Source organism: Streptomyces sp. DF42, assembly GCF_058267695.1.
On sequence record NZ_CM177859.1, the window covers coordinates 7,224,269 to 7,241,918 of the forward strand.

Annotated in this window: 16 protein-coding genes and 1 riboswitch; of the genes, 8 read left to right on the top strand and 8 right to left on the bottom strand. The window is 71.2% G+C overall.

Annotation, left to right across the window (positions count from 1 at the left end; genetic code table 11):
- The first annotated feature begins 55 nt into the window (after window positions 1–55).
- The 4 genes from ACYUED_RS33120 to ACYUED_RS33135 all read left to right on the top strand — a co-directional run bounded on the left by ACYUED_RS33120 (window position 56) and on the right by ACYUED_RS33135 (window position 3,017).
- Window positions 56–1,282, top strand: coding sequence for an MFS transporter (locus ACYUED_RS33120; RefSeq protein WP_491288129.1), 1,227 nt, complete (start codon window positions 56–58; stop codon window positions 1,280–1,282).
- Window positions 1,283–1,634: 352 nt separating this feature from the next.
- Window positions 1,635–1,786, top strand: a riboswitch (cobalamin riboswitch).
- A gap of 34 nt (window positions 1,787–1,820) precedes the next feature.
- On the top strand, window positions 1,821–2,042 hold the full coding sequence (locus ACYUED_RS33125; RefSeq protein WP_266522724.1) for a CbtB domain-containing protein: 222 nt from the start codon (window positions 1,821–1,823) through the stop codon (window positions 2,040–2,042).
- Between the two features lie 21 nt (window positions 2,043–2,063).
- Window positions 2,064–2,816, top strand: a complete 753-nt coding sequence (locus ACYUED_RS33130; RefSeq protein ID WP_491288131.1) for a CbtA family protein — start codon at window positions 2,064–2,066, stop codon at window positions 2,814–2,816.
- 15 nt (window positions 2,817–2,831) lie between these two features.
- Window positions 2,832–3,017 (top strand): hypothetical protein, encoded by a 186-nt coding sequence (locus ACYUED_RS33135; RefSeq protein WP_491288134.1) that lies wholly within the window; start codon window positions 2,832–2,834, stop codon window positions 3,015–3,017.
- A gap of 315 nt (window positions 3,018–3,332) precedes the next feature.
- Here the strand turns inward: ACYUED_RS33135 and katG are convergent, their stop codons facing one another.
- Window positions 3,333–5,525, bottom strand: a complete 2,193-nt coding sequence (gene katG / locus ACYUED_RS33140; RefSeq protein ID WP_491288136.1) for a catalase/peroxidase HPI — start codon at window positions 5,523–5,525, stop codon at window positions 3,333–3,335.
- A 24-nt stretch (window positions 5,526–5,549) separates the two neighbouring features.
- A complete protein-coding gene (locus ACYUED_RS33145; RefSeq protein ID WP_491288137.1) occupies window positions 5,550–5,987 on the bottom strand; it encodes a Fur family transcriptional regulator in 438 nt (145 codons plus the stop codon).
- A 244-nt stretch (window positions 5,988–6,231) separates the two neighbouring features.
- Here ACYUED_RS33145 and ACYUED_RS33150 point away from each other — a divergent pair, with 244 nt between their 5' ends.
- Complete coding sequence (locus tag ACYUED_RS33150) at window positions 6,232–6,642, top strand: hypothetical protein (protein WP_266522733.1); 411 nt, start codon at window positions 6,232–6,234, stop codon at window positions 6,640–6,642.
- A 114-nt stretch (window positions 6,643–6,756) separates the two neighbouring features.
- Here ACYUED_RS33150 and ACYUED_RS33155 read toward each other — a convergent pair whose 3' ends face one another.
- The 6 genes from ACYUED_RS33155 to ACYUED_RS33180 all read right to left on the bottom strand — a co-directional run bounded on the left by ACYUED_RS33155 (window position 6,757) and on the right by ACYUED_RS33180 (window position 12,020).
- Entirely contained in the window at window positions 6,757–7,452 is a 696-nt protein-coding gene (locus ACYUED_RS33155; protein WP_491288140.1) for a cupredoxin domain-containing protein, read from the bottom strand.
- On the bottom strand, window positions 7,440–7,955 hold the full coding sequence (locus ACYUED_RS33160) for a hypothetical protein (RefSeq protein WP_491288142.1): 516 nt from the start codon (window positions 7,953–7,955) through the stop codon (window positions 7,440–7,442). The genes ACYUED_RS33155 and ACYUED_RS33160 overlap by 13 nt, the downstream gene beginning before the upstream one ends.
- A gap of 105 nt (window positions 7,956–8,060) precedes the next feature.
- Complete coding sequence (locus tag ACYUED_RS33165; protein WP_491288144.1) at window positions 8,061–9,092, bottom strand: cupredoxin domain-containing protein; 1,032 nt, start codon at window positions 9,090–9,092, stop codon at window positions 8,061–8,063.
- Window positions 9,093–9,151: 59 nt separating this feature from the next.
- The gene (locus ACYUED_RS33170) at window positions 9,152–10,468 is read right to left on the bottom strand and encodes a copper resistance CopC/CopD family protein (RefSeq protein WP_491288146.1); all 1,317 of its coding nucleotides are present in this window, start codon (window positions 10,466–10,468) and stop codon (window positions 9,152–9,154) included.
- Window positions 10,465–11,106 carry a hypothetical protein gene (locus ACYUED_RS33175; protein WP_491288150.1) on the bottom strand — a complete coding sequence of 214 codons (642 nt, stop codon included), beginning with the start codon at window positions 11,104–11,106 and terminating at the stop codon, window positions 10,465–10,467. Before ACYUED_RS33175 ends, ACYUED_RS33170 begins: the two co-directional genes overlap by 4 nt.
- Window positions 11,107–11,348: 242 nt before the next feature.
- On the bottom strand, window positions 11,349–12,020 hold the full coding sequence (locus tag ACYUED_RS33180) for a helix-turn-helix transcriptional regulator (RefSeq protein WP_491288154.1): 672 nt from the start codon (window positions 12,018–12,020) through the stop codon (window positions 11,349–11,351).
- A 104-nt stretch (window positions 12,021–12,124) separates the two neighbouring features.
- Here ACYUED_RS33180 and ACYUED_RS33185 point away from each other — a divergent pair, with 104 nt between their 5' ends.
- The 3 genes from ACYUED_RS33185 to ACYUED_RS33195 all read left to right on the top strand — a co-directional run bounded on the left by ACYUED_RS33185 (window position 12,125) and on the right by ACYUED_RS33195 (window position 17,590).
- Window positions 12,125–12,661 carry a DUF2231 domain-containing protein gene (locus ACYUED_RS33185; RefSeq protein WP_491288155.1) on the top strand — a complete coding sequence of 179 codons (537 nt, stop codon included), beginning with the start codon at window positions 12,125–12,127 and terminating at the stop codon, window positions 12,659–12,661.
- Between the two features lie 22 nt (window positions 12,662–12,683).
- The gene (locus tag ACYUED_RS33190; protein WP_491288157.1) at window positions 12,684–13,109 is read left to right on the top strand and encodes a hypothetical protein; all 426 of its coding nucleotides are present in this window, start codon (window positions 12,684–12,686) and stop codon (window positions 13,107–13,109) included.
- Between the two features lie 368 nt (window positions 13,110–13,477).
- The gene (locus tag ACYUED_RS33195; RefSeq protein WP_491288159.1) at window positions 13,478–17,590 is read left to right on the top strand and encodes a bifunctional nitrate reductase/sulfite reductase flavoprotein subunit alpha; all 4,113 of its coding nucleotides are present in this window, start codon (window positions 13,478–13,480) and stop codon (window positions 17,588–17,590) included.
- The last annotated feature ends 60 nt before the right edge of the window (window positions 17,591–17,650 follow it).

Here is a 17,650-nt window from a genome sequence, read left to right on the forward strand (position 1 = left end):
ACGCCGAGGACCGGCGGCGTCACCGAGGAGGGGATCGAGGAGGGAATCCACGTCCATGACAGCTCCGCAGTCCCAGGCAGTCCCGGCGTCACCGGCCCGGATGCGGCCCTGGCGGTTCGTGGTGTGGTTCGGCACGGTCAGCCTGCTCGCGGACTTCGTGTACGAGGGCGCCCGCTCGATCACCGGACCACTGCTCGCCTCGCTGGGCGCGTCGGCCCTGGTGGTGGGTGTGGTCACGGGCGCCGGAGAGGCGGCGGCGCTCGGACTGCGGCTGGTCTCGGGGCCGTTGGCGGACCGCACCCGACGCTTCTGGGGGCTGGCGATCGCCGGATACGCGCTGACAGTGTTCTCCGTACCGCTGCTGGGCGTCGTGGGAACCCTGTGGGTGGCCTGCGTGCTGGTGATCGCCGAACGGGTCGGCAAGGCGGTCCGCTCACCCGCGAAGGACACCCTGCTGTCGCATGCCACAGCAGCGACCGGGCGGGGGCGCGGCTTCGCCGTGCACGAGGCGATGGACCAGGTCGGCGCACTCATCGGCCCGCTCGTCGTGGCCGGCATGCTCGCGCTGACCGGCGGCGACTACGGACCGGCCCTCGGGGTGCTCGCCGCCCCGGGCGTCGCGGTACTCGGGCTGCTGGTCTGGCTGCGGGCGCGCGTGCCCGATCCGGAGGCGTACGAGCGGGAGGCAACCCCTCCCGCGAACGCACCCGCGCCGGACGGCCGCCTGCCGCGCGCGTTCTGGACGTACGCGACGTTCACCGCCGCCACCACCGCGGGCTTCACCACCTTCGGCGTGCTCTCCTACCACCTCGTCCAACGCCACCTCATGACGACGGCATGGGTGCCGGTCCTGTACGCCGCCGCCATGGTCGTCGACGCTCTCGCCGCACTGGCGACCGGCTGGCTGTACGACCGTGTCGGGCCGCGGGTGCTGGTCGCCCTGCCGGTGCTGACCGCCGCCGTCCCGATGCTGGCGTTCACGAACACGGTGGCGGTGGCCGTGATCGGCTCCCTGGTGTGGGGCGCGGCCATGGGCATCCAGGAGTCCACGCTGCGCGCCACGGTCGCCGACCTCGTGCCGTCAGGGCGGCGCGCGACCGCGTACGGAGTCTTCGCGGGGGTGGTCGGCGCAGCGAGTCTGGCGGGCGGCACGATCACCGGAGCCCTGTACGGCGCGTCGATCCCGGCCCTGATCGGGGTGGTCGTGACCGTACAGGTGCTGGCGCTGGTCGTGCTCGCGGTCAGTGGGACCGGACGGCTCGGCCGGCGCCCGGGCGGGTGAGGCTCCGGGGTGGCCCGCGCCCGGGCAACCATGGAGAGCCTGCTGCCGGAAGCCGAGAGTCAGGCCGCCAGAGCGGCTTGATGTGATGGTCGGCGCCTGCCGGGGGCGCCGACCATCACCTGAATGGGAGTCATGGGCTGCCCGCCTGCCCGCCTGCACCCCGGCCGCAACTGGCAACGCCCGCGAAGGCGGCCAAGCCGGACGGTGTGGCCGGCGCCTGACCGAGGGCACGCAAAGGTGGGGATGCCGGCTGGAGGTCACACGGCCCCAAGCCCGCCGACGCCCCCACCCCCCGGATGAGAGGGGCCACTTGACGGGAGAGAGGGAGATCACTCCAGGTGGTGCGGTATTGGCCAGGTTCGCGACACACGGTACCGTCGGTCTGATATCGACGACGGCAAGACGGAAGCCGGTGAGAGTCCGGCACGGTCGCGCCACTGTGTGCCGCCGCCCCGAGGGGGGTGGTGGCGAGTCAGACCCGTAGCCGTCGTCATGTGCACCACCGAGATGGGACGCGAGCTCCCGAGGAGGCCCTGCCATGGCGCAGCATGTCGCCCAGCCGACAGTCACCACCCCCGTCGTACCCGCCAAGCTGCCGCTGAAGGACATAGCCCCCTGGGCCGTCTTCGTCGGCGTCCTGATGCTGGTCCTGCTCTACTTCGTCGGCGCCGAACAGGGCGCCACCTCCGTGTTCAGCGGCACGGACGTCCATGAGTGGGTACACGATGCCCGCCACCTGCTCGGCTTCCCCTGCCACTGATACGAGGGACGCCGCACACCCATGAACTCCACGACGGTAAGAAACCTCCTGGTGCGGGGCATGCTCGCCGGCCTCGCCGCCGGAGTCCTCGCCCTGGTCGCCGCCTATCTGCTCGGTGAACCGTATGTAGACAAGGCGATCGGCTTCGAGGAGGCGCACTCCCACGAGCACGAGATGGAAGTCGTCTCCCGCTCCCTGCAGTCAACCGCCGGTCTCGCCACCGGCGTTCTGCTCTACGGGGTCGCGTTCGGCGGCATCGCCGCGCTCGCCTACTGCTTCGCCCTCGGCCGCGTCGGCCGCTTCTCGCCGCGGGCGACCGCGCTGCTGCTGTCCGGCTGCGCGCTGCTGGCGGTGTACGTGGTGCCGTTCCTGAAGTACCCGGCCAATCCGCCGTCGGTCGGCGAGCCCGACACCATCGGCAAGCGGACCACCCTGTACTTCCTGATGATGCTGCTCAGCGTGCTCCTTGCGATCGCAGCCACCATCCTCGGCAAGCGGCTCCAGCCGAACCTGGGCACCTGGTGGGCGACGATGGTCGCGGTTGCCGCGTTCGCCGTCGTGATCGGCCTGGCGTACGAGTTCCTGCCCGTCGTCAACGAGGTGCCGAAGGACTTCCCGGCCACCGTGCTGTGGCGGTTCCGACTCGCCGCCCTGGCCATCCAGGCCACCCTCTGGGGCAGCTTCGCACTCGTCTTCGGCGAGCTGGCCGAGCGGTTGCTGAACCCGAAGCCCGTGTCGGCGGCCGCGAAGGCGACGGTCGCCGCTCCCAGCTGACCACGCATCGAACAGGTGAGAGGGCCCACGGAACCATCCGGGGGCCCTCTCACGTTCTTCGGACATCCGAACGCGAAGGCGAGCAACGCCATCCGGGGCTACCGGGCGGTGATCGATCCGGCTTCCGTGGGCCGTTCCTTCGACGTGCTGATCGACCTCGGTCTTGAGGCGCAGGACGCGGAGATGGTCGAGCGCTTCTAGGAGGCCCTGGCGCAGGCGGAGGAAGTACGGGAGTTGCGGAGGCTGTTCGGCAGCCCCGACCAGTCCGCACGCGTGGCCGTCGCCGATCTGCCCGCCTGAGAGACGTTTCTGAGCCGGCGGGTCATGACCATTCCCCGGATCAGGAACGTCATCTCGCACTTCACGATGAAGACCGTCAAGCCGGGCCCGAGCTCGTAGGCGAACGACGGCCCGCAGGCGAACGACGTCCGGGCCGGCCCCTGTGGGCCGGCCCGGACGTCGTGGTCAGGCAGGTCTGGCGGTCGGACGGCTCGGACCGTCGGACGAGGTCGAACCTCAGACGAGGTCGAAGCGGTCCGCGTTCGAGACCTTGACCCACGCGTCGACGAAGTCCTTCACGAACTTCTCCTTCGCGTCGTCGGCCGCGTAGACCTCGGCGACCGCGCGCAGCTCGGAGTTCGAGCCGAAGACGAGGTCGGCGCGGGTGCCGGTCCACTTGACCTCGCCGGTCGCGTCGTCGCGGCCCTCGAAGGTGTTCTGGTCCTCGGAGGTGGGCTTCCACGTCGTGCCCAGGTCGAGCAGGTTGACGAAGAAGTCGTTCGTCAGCTTGCCCGGGGTGTCGGTGAAGACGCCGTACGAGGTCTGCTGGTGGTTGGCGCCCAGGACGCGCAGGCCGCCGACGAGGACGGTCAGCTCGGGGGCGCTCAGGCCCAGCAGGTTCGCCCGGTCGAGCAGCAGGTACTCGGCCGGCAGGCGGTTGCCCTTGCCCAGGTAGTTGCGGAAGCCGTCCGCGGTGGGCTCCAGCGCCGCGAAGGACTCGGCGTCGGTGTGCTCCTCCGTGGCGTCCACACGACCCGGGGTGAAGGGCACCTCGATGTCGTGACCGGCGTCCTTGGCGGCCTTCTCCACGGCGGCGGCGCCACCGAGGACGATCAGGTCGGCCAGGGAGACCTTCTTGGCGCCGGAGTTGAACTCCGCCTGGACACCCTCCAGGACCCGCAGGACCTGCGCCAGCTGGTTGGGCTCGTTGACGTCCCAGCCGGCCTGCGGCTGCAGACGGATACGGGCGCCGTTGGCACCGCCGCGCTTGTCGCTGCCCCGGAACGTCGAGGCCGACGCCCACGCCGTGGAGACCAGCTGGGAGACGGTCAGACCCGAGTCGAGCAGCTTGGCCTTGAGGGACGCCACCTCGGCGGCGTCGATCGGCCGGCCCTGGGCCTCGGGCAGCGGGTCCTGCCACAGCAGGGTCTCCGCCGGGACCTCGGGGCCGAGGTACAGCGACTTCGGACCCATGTCACGGTGGGTCAGCTTGTACCAGGCGCGGGCGAAGGCGTCCGCGAATTCCTGGGGGTTCTCGTAGAAGCGACGCGAGATCGGCTCGTAGACCGGGTCGAACCGCAGCGACAGGTCGGTCGTGAGCATCGTCGGGAGCTTCTTCTTCGACGCGTCGTGCGCGTCGGGGATGATCGCCTCGGCGTTCTTCGCCACCCACTGGTTGGCCCCGGCAGGGCTCTGCGTGAGCTCGTACTCGTACTCGAAGAGGTTCTTGAAGAAGCCGTTGCCCCACTGGGTCGGGGTGGCGGTCCAGGTGACCTCGAGGCCACTGGTGATCGCGTCGCCGCCCTTGCCGGTGCCGTACGTGCTCGCCCAGCCCAGGCCCTGCGCCTCGATCGGGGCGGCCTCGGGGTCCGCGCCGACGCTCTCGGCCGGGCCGGCGCCGTGGGTCTTGCCGAAGGTGTGGCCACCGGCGATGAGGGCGACGGTCTCCTCGTCGTTCATCGCCATCCGGCGGAAGGTCTCACGGATGTCGCGGGCCGCGGCGATCGGGTCCGGGTTGCCGTTCGGGCCCTCCGGGTTGACGTAGATGAGGCCCATCTGGACCGCGCCGAGCGGGCTCTCCAGCTCACGGTCGCCGGTGTAGCGCTGGTCGTCCAGCCAGACCTTCTCGGGACCCCAGTACACGTCCTCCTCGGACTCCCACACGTCCGCGCGGCCGCCGGCGAAGCCGAAGGTGTCGAAGCCCATCGACTCCAGGGCGACGTTGCCGGTGAGGATCATGAGGTCGGCCCAGGACAGGCTCTTGCCGTACTTCTTCTTGACGGGCCACAGCAGACGGCGGGCCTTGTCGAGGTTGCCGTTGTCCGGCCAGCTGTTCAGGGGGGCGAAGCGCTGCTGACCGGCGCCGGCGCCGCCGCGGCCGTCGCTGATGCGGTAGGTGCCCGCGCTGTGCCAGGCCATACGGATCATGAAGGGGCCGTAGTGACCGAAGTCGGCCGGCCACCAGTCCTTGGAGTCCGTCAGCACCTCGGCGATGTCCTGTTTGACCGCTGCCAGGTCGAGACTCTGGAACGCCGCGGCGTAGTCGAAGTCCTCACCGAGCGGGTTGGCCACGGCCGGGTTCTTGGCAAGGATCTTCAGGTTGAGCTTCTCCGGCCACCACTGGCGGTTGCCGCCGCCCTGGGTGGGGTGAAGGGCACGGTCGTGCGCCACCGGGCACTTCGCTTCGGCGACGTCGTTCTTCTCGGACATGGGAATCCTTCCGGGGGTTGGTGCTCAGGCCGTGCGAGCGGTGGAACAGTCGGGGCACAGGCCCCAGTAGATGACCTCGGCCTCGTCGATCGCGAAGCCGCGGTCATCCGACGCGGTGAGACAGGGGGCGTGGCCGACCGCGCAGTCGACGTCGAAGACGGCACCGCACGACCGGCACACGAGGTGGTGGTGGTTGTCGCCGACCCTTCCCTCGAAGCGTGCCGGGCTGCCGGGCGGCTCGATGCGGCGTACGAGGCCTGCCGTGGTCAGCGCGTGGAGCGCCTCGTACACGGCTTGAAGGGATATGTGGCCCACCCGGTCGCGTACGCCCGAGGCGATCGCCTCGACACCGAGGTGGTCACCCTCGCGGACGGTCTCGAGCAGTGCGACGCGGGCGGCCGTCACCCGCAGACCGACACCGCGCAGCTCGTCGGCGGTGGTCGGGGCCTGGGGTGAAGTCATGGCGCCCAACCTACCCGCACAAACACGAATGATTCAAGAAAACGAACGGTACAGGTTTGGTGACCGCGTGATGGCCTCGGGGAATCCCCGCAGATCAACGGGTTCGCACAACAGATCAAGGGGTTCGCACCACTGTTCACGCCTACGGGTGAATCAGGGAATGGATGTCCGGTCTGCGGCGGTGTGGTGCGGTGTGCTGGTCACGACGTGCCGTGACGGGACGGGACGAAGGGGGAGCGGATCCGTGGATGTCCTCGTGCTGTGTGCCTGGCTGCTGACCGCGGGCCTGGGCGGCTATCTCGCCCTGGTGTGGATCCGGCACGGCGGCCTGCGGCAGCGCACGCCGGGAGTGACGCGGCTGCCGCTGTGGCTCGTCGTCGGGCATGTCGTGCTGGCCGTCACCGGCCTGGCCTGCTGGACGGCCTATCTCGCGGGCGCCGTGCGGGGCACGGCCTGGGCGGCCTGCGCGGTGGTGCTGGTGGTCGCCGCGTTCGGGTTCATGATGCTGCTGCGCTGGCTGCCCAGCTCAGGTCGGCACTCCCGCGGCGGCAGAACCGCCGAGCGTCACTTTCCGCTCACCGCGGTCGTCGCCCACGGGATGAGCGCGGGCGCCACCGTGCTTCTGGTTGTTCTGGTGGTCATGGGACAGGTGTGAATCGGCGGGGCCCGCGGTCATTGACCCGGGGCCGCGAGTCGGCGGGTCCTGCGGTCATGGTTCCGGGGCCGTGAGTGAGCTGATCATCCGGGATCCTCGCTCCGGAGCGAGGAGTCAGCCGGTTCCGGGGTCTTCGCTCCGGGTCGCGGCCGAGCGGGAGCCGACGAGCAGGAGGCACAGCACGGCGACGCCGGCGACCACGCCCGTCAGGAGCAGCAGTGGATCGAGAGGGCGGGCGGTGGAGGCCTCGGCGGCCCGGGTGTCCGGCGCGGGCTGCGCAGCCGCGGACGGGGCCGAGGAGGACGCTCCCTCCGATTCCGCGGGGGCGGCGGCCTCCCTGGTCGCGGGCTTGGACGGGTCCATGGTCATCGGCGGCATCGCCGATGCGGGGGACCGCCTCGTCGGTGCGGTCTCGGGGGCCGGGTGGTGGTGGGCGGGCGCGTGCGTGGTCGGGGCGGCGGCCGGCTCGACGACGAGCTGGGCTGTCATGCCCGGGTGCACCGTACAGAGGTAGCCGTACGTGCCCGTGGCCGTGAAGGTGTGGCTCCAGCTGCCGCCCTTGTTCAGCATCGGTGAGTGGATCGAGGCGGGGCCGGACGTGGTCTTCACGTCATGGGGCGCCTGGTCCTGGTTGGTCCAGGTGACGGTGTCCCCGGCGGTGATGGTCAGCGAGCGGGGCGCGAACGCGTAGCCCGACATGACGACCTGGTGCGTGGTGGCCGCCTGCGCCGACGGGGCGGGCAGCACCATGCCGGGGCCGGCCACGAAGAGGGCGGCCAGCAGGATGCGCGGAACGGTCAGGCGGGACATGTGAACTCCGCGGCGACGAGCAGCCGGATGCCGGATGCGGGGCGGGTGCGGGGCAGGGTGAGGCCGGTCGTGCGACGCAGGCCGCGGTACGGCAGTCGGAGGGTGCCGAGGAGCAGGAGCCGGTCGGCGGTTCGCTCGACGACGCGGAAGCCGAGGACGGCCGTCGCCGGGTCGCCGGCCAGGGCGAGTTCGCCGGGGACGTGCAGCCGGGTGGCCGCGTCCGTGGGCGTGAGGCTCGTGCTGACGAACGTGAGCGTTCTGCCGTTCAGCGGCCGCCCGGCCAGCTCCAGGCTCAGCACGCAGTCGTCGGGGTCCGGCGCCACGGTGAGCGTCGCGTCCAGGGCGGTGAGCCGGCGCCGCAGGGTGGTCAACGGGCCCAGGCGCGCGCTCAGTTCGACGATGCAGCGGTCCGGGGCGGCGGAGTAGGTGCCGGTGCCGGGCAGCCAGTCGGGGCCCGGGCGGGGTGGTGGGAGAGTGGCGGTGGGAAGTGTCTCGGTGGTCATCTCGGCACCTCTGTGGGCGAGCGGAGTGACGGATGGGGAGAATGGAGGGGCGGCGGGCCGGCCGACTGCGACTCGGCCGGCCCGCCGCATCCTGCTGAAGGGGGGTCAGCAGGAGTTGGTGACGTAGTTCTCCGTGGGGGCGAGCAGGTGCTCGGCCCAGACGGTGTGCATCTTCACGTAGGCGTCCGGGTTGAGGATGTCCGTGATCTGCTGGCTCAGCGGCTCCTCCAGGTGGGCGGATTTGATGTGCTGGAGCAGCACACTGAGCGTGTCGTCCGAGACGCCGCCGGCGCCGTTCACCGCGGGCGTGAGGATCGACTCCAGCCATACGGTGTGCATCTTGATGTAGCTGTCGAGCCGGAGCGCGTCCTGGACCTGCTGGCCCGGAGACTCCTCCAGGTGCGCCTTGTCGATGTGCTGCAGGATCGGCAGCAGCACCTGCTGGACTCCGGCGCACTGCTCGCCACCGTCGCCTCCGCCGCTGCTGCCGCCGGAGCCGCTGCCCCCGGACGTCGAACCGCCCGTGCCGCCCCCGGTCGAGCCGCCCGTCGAACCACCGCCGGAGCCGCCCGTCGAACCGCCGCTTCCGCCGCCGGTGCCGCCGCCGGTGGAGCCCCCGGTCGAGCCGCCGCCGGAGCCACCGGAGGTGCCGCCGCCGCTGTCGGCGACCACGGTGATCGAGGCCGTCATGTCCGGGTGGACCGCGCAGTAGTACTCGTACGTACCGGCCTTGGTGAACGTGTACGACCAGCTGTCGCCCTTCTGCAGCGAGCCGGAGTCGAACTTGGCGGGGCCGCTGGTGGTGGTGACCGTGTGCGGAGCGGTGTCCTCGTTGACCCACTTCACGGTCTCGCCGACCTTCACGGTCAGCTTCGGCTGGGCGAACTTGTAGTCCTTGATCTCGATGGTGTGGTCCGCCGCGGCGGCCTTGGCGGACGTCTGGCCCATGTCCGCCATCGAGTGCGCCTCGGCCGCGGGCTGGGCGGTCCGCGTGGTCGCGGCCCCGGCGGACGCCTGCAGCAGGCCGAGACCGACGGCGGCCGCGAGGCCCGCACCCATACCGGTGGCCAGCAGCACCCGGTTGCCCACCCGGGAGCGCCGGTGCTGCGGAGGTGCGGTGGTTTCTTCAATCTGCATGGAGATGCGTCTCCCTTGTGAGGTTCCCTGTCGGGCGACAGGGGTGGGACAGGTGCCGGTCAGCGGCCTGGGGCCGAGGTGACCAGCAGACTCGTCGCGGCCAGCACGACGAGGACGAGCCCCGTCTCCGCCGCGACCGAGTGGACGAAGGGCCGTACGGTGGCGCGGTCGCCGCGCAGCAGTACGGCGATGTCGAGCCGCGTCCTCACCCAGCCGCGGCTGCGCTGAGCGATCGCCAGCACCAGGGCCAGCACGGCGAGTTTGAGCAGCAGCAGCCGCCCGTACCCGGTGTCGACCAGGGCGTCGAAGGAGCCGACGACCTGCCAGGTCAGCACCGACCCGGCCGCCACGATCGCGGCCACCGACACCCCGGCCAGCGTGGAGTAGCCGGACACTACGGCCGACAGCTCCTCGGGCCGGCGCCGGGGCAGCACCCCGAACAGCAGCAGCGTCAGCCCGCCGAGCCACAGTGAGACGCCGAGCAGATGGACCAGGTCGGCCACCGCGCCCCAACCAGGGTGTGAGCCCTCGGCGTTGTGGCCGGTCATGCTCGTCGTACGCAGCAGGCCGACCGTCACCGCCAGTGCACCGACCCGCCAGCCGGGCGAGCGTGCCGTGCGGTTCCCGCCCTGCAGGACGGCGGCCAGCACGATGGCGGCGAGCACCCACATCAGCACCCGGCAGGCGGCCACGACGCCGACCTCGGTGCCCGACAGGCCGCTGTAGGTGGCCCGTCGGAACACGTCGTCGAGGGTGCCCGTCGCGCCGTACGCGCTCTGCAGTCCCGGCGTCACCAGGCTCGCCGCGAGACCGGCGGCCCAGGAGAGCGTGAGGATGCGGCGGGTTCGGCGGTCCCCGGCGCCCTGCGGCCACAGCAGCGCGACGAAGGCCAGACCGCCGACGTACAGGGCGAGGGCGAGGTAGCCGGCCCAACGGGCGCTGATCCAGGCCGTGTGCACCGTCCCGGACGGCTGCGGCACCGGCACCGCGGCGGTGCCGGTGGCCGAGGCCTTCGCGGTGAGGCGGAAGGAGAGCACTCCTGACGTGGTGTGCCCGTCCTCCATGTCAAGGACCTGCCAATTCAAGGTGAGGCGGTCCTGGCCGGAGGTCTTGGGGACGATGACGTGGACGGCCTTGGCGTCGGCACCGCGGGTCACGGTCAGCGGTTTGCCCGCCGCCTCGATGTGGACGTCGGCCGGCTCCACCGGCTCACTGAAGGCCAGGTTCACGGTCGCCGGCGTGTGCGTGAGCCGGGCGCCGTCCTTCGGGGCCGAGGACTCCAACTCCGTGTGCGCCGACGCGGGCGGCGCGGTGAGCAGCAGGGTCGCGAGGGCTGCCAGGACCGCGACGAGCAGGGACGGTGTGCGGCGTCTCACGGCAGCACCTCCGGTATCACCGAGGGTGCGGCGGCCACGCCGACGCAGATCGACGAGAGGGGCCGCAGGGGGGTGTCGGCGGACGGTGAGGGGGAGGATGACGGGCTCGCGGAGGCTCCGCCGAGCAGGCCGTTCAGCAGCCCGGTCACCGGAGTGACCACGCCGTTCAACAGCGGCTTCACGAGGCGGACTTCACCCTCGTCGCAGCTGTCCGAGGCGGAGGGGGAGGGAGCCGGCGTGGACGAGGGCGGGGGAGAGGTTCCCGCCGTTCCGCCGGCCGTTCCGCCCATTCCGCCGGTACCGTGATCGTGGCCGCCGCTTTCCCCGCCCGTCGACGAGCCGCCGTCGGTAAGGGGAATTCCGGCGCCGTTTTCTCCCGCTCCGTAACCGCCCACCGAGCCGGACCCGTAATTCCCGGCCGATGTGTCGGGCGGACCTGTCTCCGAACGGGACGTGGGCTGACGGGGTGTCGATGAGGCACCGGAGGCCGGCGGCGACGCGGTGTCGACGGTCGTCGTACCCGGGGCTCCGATGCCCGAGGCGTATCCGAGGACGACGACGACGGCCGCGACGAGCGTGCCCGCGACGATCTCGTCGCGATGGTCTCCTGGCCAGGATGCCCTGGCGAAGAAGGACATGGTCCCTCCTGACGCTGTGCGTGGACGACGGTGACCAGGAGTGGACCGGCGGGACGATTCCCGTCCGCTACGCGTCAGTTAATCGGCCGTTTCGATACCTCATATTCGACCTGGGGTGGGTTGTGAGAACGGACCTCACCGCATCAATGCGCCTATTGCGTTCCGTGAAGGAAACGAAGGGAATGTGAATTCGAACGCGCAGGGTAATTCTTCTTCACCGAACCACCCTGAATGCATATGCCTCAGGTGTCGGAGTGCAGCTCGACGCAGCACGTGTCCGGCCGGGGCTCCAGCACGGCGGTGGTTCCGGTGTTGCCGGAGGCGGCCAGGCAGCCGGAGAGGAAGGCGTGGTTCATGCCGCAGATCAGGTCGGGGGCCTGGGCGGCGACGGGGTGGAAGGGGCAGTTGTGCAGCACCGTGCGGCCGGCCCCGGCCCCGGCGTCCGCGTCGGCGGGATCGAATCCGAGTGATTCCAGAAGGGCCGTGACGTTCCCGTGGGGGAACTCGGCACCCAAAGCCTCGCCCCGTGCCCGCGCGACCCGGAACGCCGTTTCCTGTGCGCTCTCGCCGGGCCGCTGCTCCGTGAGTGCCTCGGTCAGCAGTGAGGCCAGCAGTTCGTGGCGGCGCGGGGGGAGGCTGAGCGAGATCGTGTGCGGGCTGGGCTCGTACACCTTCGGGGCGCGGCCCACCCGTCGCGGCCCGTGGCCCCCGTGGCGTGCCTCCAGCAGTCCCGACGCCACCAGCTTGTCCAGGTGGAAGGCGGCGAGCTTGCGGGAGATCCCGACCGCCGCGGACGCCTCCTCCCGGGTCACCGGGCGCCTGGCCCGCCGTACGAAGTCGAGCAGCCGCCGCCGTGACTCGTCGCCGAGGACGGCGAGCGCGGCAGCGGTGGCGGCAGTCGAATCGGGCGTCACGCAATCACGGTAACTCCGTCGAGCATCCTTGCTTGACCTCCGCCCGAATAAGGCTAAAACTTGTTGGTGAAATACCCGGTGTACCTCCCGGACGAGGTGGGGCCATGACGGCCGACCGTGACCTTCTGCAGGCGAAGCAGCCGGTCAGCGGTGCGCTGGCCGGGCCGTACGGGCATCCGTTCCACCCGATCCTGGTCACCGTGCCGATCGGAGCCTGGGTGTGCAGCCTGGTCTTCGACATCGCCTCGAAGATCGTCGACCGGCCGGGGTTCCTGACCCACGGGTCAGCCTGGCTGATCGCGATCGGTGTGCTCGGTGCGCTGGCGGCGGCGTGCGTCGGTTTCCTCGACCTGTTCGCCATCCCCAGCGGGACGCCCGCGTTCCGTACGGGCCTGGTGCACATGGCACTGAACCTCACCGTGACCGCCGCGTACGCGGCCGGTTTCGCATGGCGTCAGGGCGGCGGCTACGCGGGAGGGCAGAGCGCCGGCAACGGGCAACTGACGCTCTCCGCCGCCGCCCTGGCCCTCCTGGGCTTCTCCGGCTACCTCGGCGGCAGGCTCGCCTACCGCTACGGCGTGCGGGTGGCCGCCGAGTCCGTCCAGGCGGAGGGCTTCCGCAGTACCCGCACGACGTCCTGACCGCAACCACTGGAGCACGCACATGGACATCGCCGCTCTCGTCGCCTGGGTCGTCACCGCCCTCGGTGGATTCGTCCTGCTCGCCCGGTGGATCGGCCGCGGCGGCCTGCGTCAGCAGCAGACCGGGGTCACCCGCTTCCCGGCGCCGCTCGTCTTCGGCCACTTCCTGCCGGCGGCGGCCGGGCTGGTCGTCTGGATCGTCTACCTCGCCGCCGACCGGGAGGGCCTGGCCTGGACGTCCTTCGGCATTCTCGTCGCCGTGGCGCTGCTGGGCTTCACGATGTTCGCGCGCTGGATCCCCGTGTACCGCACGGAGCCCACCACCGAGGGGGAGACGATCCCCGCGGAACGCCACCTGCCGCTGCCCGTGGTCGCCGCGCATGGGCTCCTCGGCGCGACGACCTTGGTCCTGGTGCTGCTGGCGGCGGCGGGGGTCGGTGGCAGCTGATGGGGGGCGAGTGCCGGGTGGCACGCCGGTAGGTGCGCGGCCGGGTCGCGCGCGCGGGGCTGTCGGTTGCCCCGCCCCGTGGCGGGCGGTTCGCATCAGTTCCCGTCACGGCCCGTAGCGGGCGGGCCGCACCAGTCTCGTCACGGCCGCCCTCGACGACGGCTCCCGGCCTCGGGCACGGAGAGTCCCGATGCCCCGCGGGCGCCCCCGCACCCATCCCGACCCCGCCTCTCACACCGGCCGCCCCACCCCTGTGCGTCCGGCGTAACCCCTGATGTCCGGCTCAGGAGACACCCGTGTAATGGCCATTTCGTACGGTCACGGAAGCTCGACCCGCACGGGACGATCATGAGAGGCAGGGGGTGCCCGTGGCCGCGCCGGACTCGCGGAACGCCAACACGACGACGGCGCCGAAGGTGCGGACGGTCTGCTCGTACTGCGGTGTGGGCTGCGGCATCGTGCTGGATGTCGGGCTCGGACCGGACGGACGCCGTACGGTCCTGAAGGCGTCCGGCGACAAGGAGCACCCGGCCAACTTCGGCCGGCTGTGCACCAAGGGCGCGACCACCGCCGACCTGCTCGCCGCTCCCGGACGGCTGACCACCGCCCTGGTACGGCACGAGCGGGGCGACGAGCCCGTACCGGACGCCGTCGGGGCGGCCGTCAGGGAGACGGCCCGGCGGCTGCGGGCCGTCGTCGACGAGCACGGGCCGGACGCCATCGCCTTCTACGTCTCCGGGCAGATGAGCCTGGAGGCCCAGTATCTGGCGAACAAACTGGCCAAGGGGTTCGTCAGGACGAACCAGATCGAGTCGAACTCGCGGCTGTGCATGGCCAGCGCGGGCACCGGATACAAGCTGTCGCTCGGTGCCGACGGGCCTCCGGGGTCGTATCAGGACCTCGACCGCGCCGATCTCTTCCTCGTCATCGGCTCCAACATGGCCGACTGCCACCCCATCCTCTTCCTGCGCATGATGGACCGGGTGAAGTCGGCCGGCGCCAAGCTGATCGTCGTCGACCCGCGCCGCACCGCCACCGCGGCGAAGGCCGACCTGTTCCTGCAGATCAAGCCGGGCACCGATCTGGCCCTGCTGAACGGGCTGTTGCACCTGCTGCACGAGAGCGGGCACACGGACGCCGACTTCATCGCGCGCCACACCGACGGCTGGGAGGAGATGCCCGCCTTCCTCGCCGGCTACCCGCCCGCCGCCGTCGCCGAGATCACCGGCATCCCCGAGGACGACATCCGGGAGGCCGCCCGGCTGATCGGCGAGGCCGGGGAGTGGACCAGCTGCTGGACCATGGGCCTCAACCAGTCCACGCACGGCACCTGGAACACCAACGCCCTGGTCAATCTGCATCTGGCGACCGGTGCGATCTGCCGTCCGGGCAGCGGTCCCTTCTCCCTCACCGGGCAGCCGAACGCCATGGGGGGAAGGGAGATGGGCTACATGGGGCCCGGGCTGCCCGGGCAGCGGTCGGTGCTCGTCGCCGAAGAGCGCGCGTTCGTCGAGGAGTTGTGGCAGCTGGAGCCCGGCAGCATCCGCGCCGACGGCGTCGGCAAGGGCACCGTCGAGATGTTCCGGAAGATGGCCGACGGCGACATCAAGGCCTGCTGGATCATCTGCACCAACCCGGTCGCCTCCGTCGGCAACCGCAAGACGGTCATCGAGGGCCTGGAGTCCGCCGAGTTCGTCGTCACCCAGGACGTCTTCCACGACACCGAGACCAACGCGTACGCCGACATCGTCCTGCCCGCCGCCCTGTGGACCGAGACCGAGGGCGTGCTCATCAACAGCGAGCGCAACCTCACCCTGGCCCGGCCCGCCGCCGACCCGCCCGGCGAGGCCATGGCCGACTGGCGGATCATCGCGGCCGTCGCCCGCGAGATGGGATACGAGCAGGGGTTCTCGTACGACAGCGCCGAGGACGTCTTCGAGGAGATCAAGCGGGCCTGGAACCCGAAGACGGGGTGGGACCTGCGCGGGGTGACGTACGAGCGGCTGCGTGAGACGCCCGTGCAGTGGCCCGCGGCGAGCGAGGACGGGCCCGACCGCAATCCCGTCCGGTACGTCGGCGAGGACGGCGCCCTCACCTTCCCCACCGCGAGCGGCCGCGCCGCCTTCTTCGCGAGGCCGCACGTCCCGGCCGCCGAAATGCCCGACGACGACTACCCGTTCGTACTGAACACCGGGCGCTTGCAGCACCAGTGGCACACGCTGACCAAGACGGCGAAGGTGGCCAAGCTGAACAAGCTCGACCCCGGGCCGTTCGTGGAACTCCACCCGCAGGACGCCGACGGGCTGGACATCGTCGAAGGTGACTCGGTGGAGGTGGCCTCGCGGCGCGGGCGGGCCGTGCTGCCCGCGGTGGTCACCGACCGCGTCCGGCCCGGGAGTTGCTTCGCACCGTTCCACTGGAACGACCTCTTCGGGGAGTACCTGAGCGTCAACGCCGTGACCAGCGACGCCGTCGATCCGCTGTCGTTCCAGCCCGAGTTGAAGGTGTGCGCGGTGTCGCTGACCAAGGTGTCGACTCCGGTGACGGTGCGAACACCGGGTGTGGAAGCGGCAGTTGAAGTGCTGCCGATGCCGGTGCCGACTTCCCTTCCCCTTCCCCTTCCCGTGCCCGTCGCCGATCCCTTCGGACTCGCCCCCGCCCCGCCGCCCGTGCTCACCGCGCAGGAACGGCAGTACCTCGTCGGGTTCCTCGCCGGCATCCCCTCCGGCGCCCCGGGCGTGCCCGTGCTGCCGCCCTCGGCACCCTTCAGCCCCGAGCACGCCCTGTGGGTGAACGGGGTCCTCGCGGGGATGTACTCCCGGAGCACCGAACCCGCCCCGGCGCTGTCGGCTCCCGGCCGTGAGGTGGTGATCCTCTGGGCATCCCAGACCGGCAACGCCGAGGACTTCGCGGCCGCCACCGCCGAGCGGCTCAAGACGGACGGCCACGCCGCGTCCCTGCTCGGCATGGACGAGGCCGACCCGGCGGCACTGCCGGCCGGCGCCGACCTCCTCCTCATCACCAGCACCTTCGGCGACGGTGACGCCCCCGACAACGGCACCGGCTTCTGGGAGACGCTGGCCGCGACCGACACCCCGCGCATGGACGGCCGGCGCTTCGCCGTGCTCGCCCTCGGCGACTCCTCCTACGACGACTTCTGCGGCCACGGCAGGCGGCTCGACCACCGGCTGGACGAACTCGGCGGGCTGCGCCTCGCCCCACGCACGGACTGCGAGCCCGACTACGAGGACGCGGCGCACGCCTGGCTCGCCCAGGTGCTCACCGCCCTGTCCGGGACACCCGCGCCCGTACCCACACCGGCGCCCCCACCGGCCCTCCCACGCACGAGCCGGACGAGGAAACCCGCCCCCGTCACCGCCCGTCTCACCGGCAACCGTCTGCTGAGCCTCCCCGGCGCCGGCAAGGAGGTACGCCGCTTCACCTTCGACACCCGCGACAGCGAGACGCCGCTCCTCTACGACGCGGGCGACGCGCTCGGCGTCCGGCCGCTCAACTCCCGTGCACTGGTGGGGGAATGGCTGTCTGTGACCGGCCTGGACGCGGACAGCGTCGTCGATGTGAACGGCACAGGGGAAGTCCCGCTCGGTGAGGCCCTGTTGCGTCACCTCGACATCACCCGCATCGCTCCCGACCTGCTGCGATTCGTCGCCGAACGGGCCCACGACCCACGGGAGTTGAAGAAGCTGCTACGCCCGGACAACAAGGGGGAGCTGGCGAAGTGGTCCTGGGGCCGGCAGGCCGTCGACGTGGTCGCCGAGCACGGGGTCCGAGCCGGCGCCCAGGACTGGGCCGACGTGCTCGGACGCCTGCAGCCCCGCCTGTACTCCATATCGTCCAGCCCGCTGACCGACCCCCACCTCGTCTCACTGACCGTCTCCGTGGTCCGGTACGAGAACCTGGCCGGCCGCCCCCGCCACGGCGTCTGCTCCCCCTTCCTGGCCGACGCCGAACCGGACACTCCCGTGCCGGTCCATGTGCAGCCCTCCACGCACTTCCGCCCGCCCGCCGACCCCGCCACCCCGATGATCATGATCGGACCGGGCACCGGCGTCGCCCCGTTCATCGGCTTCCTGGAACAGCGCCGCGCCCTCGGCCACCGCGGCCCCAACTGGCTGTTCTTCGGCGAGCAGCACCGGGCCACCGACTTCTACTACGAGGACGAGCTGACCGGCTTCGTCGCCGACGGCACGCTCGACCGGCTGGACACCGCCTTCTCCCGTGACCAGCGCGCCAAGGTGTACGTCCAGGACCGTATGCGCGAGCACGGGCCGCTGCTGTGGTCCTGGCTGCAGGACGGTGCGCACTTCTACGTCTGCGGGGATGCGTCCCGCATGGCCAAGGACGTCGACCAGGCGCTCAGGGACATCGCCGTCGTGCACGGGGGGCTGGACGAGGCGGGGGCGGCGGCGTATGTGAAGCAGCTCGCAACGGACAAGCGGTATGTGCGGGACGTGTACTGAGCGGTAGTCGCCGTCGGCCGGCCGCGGACGCGTCGTGGCCGGTCGCGCCGTCGCGGCGGA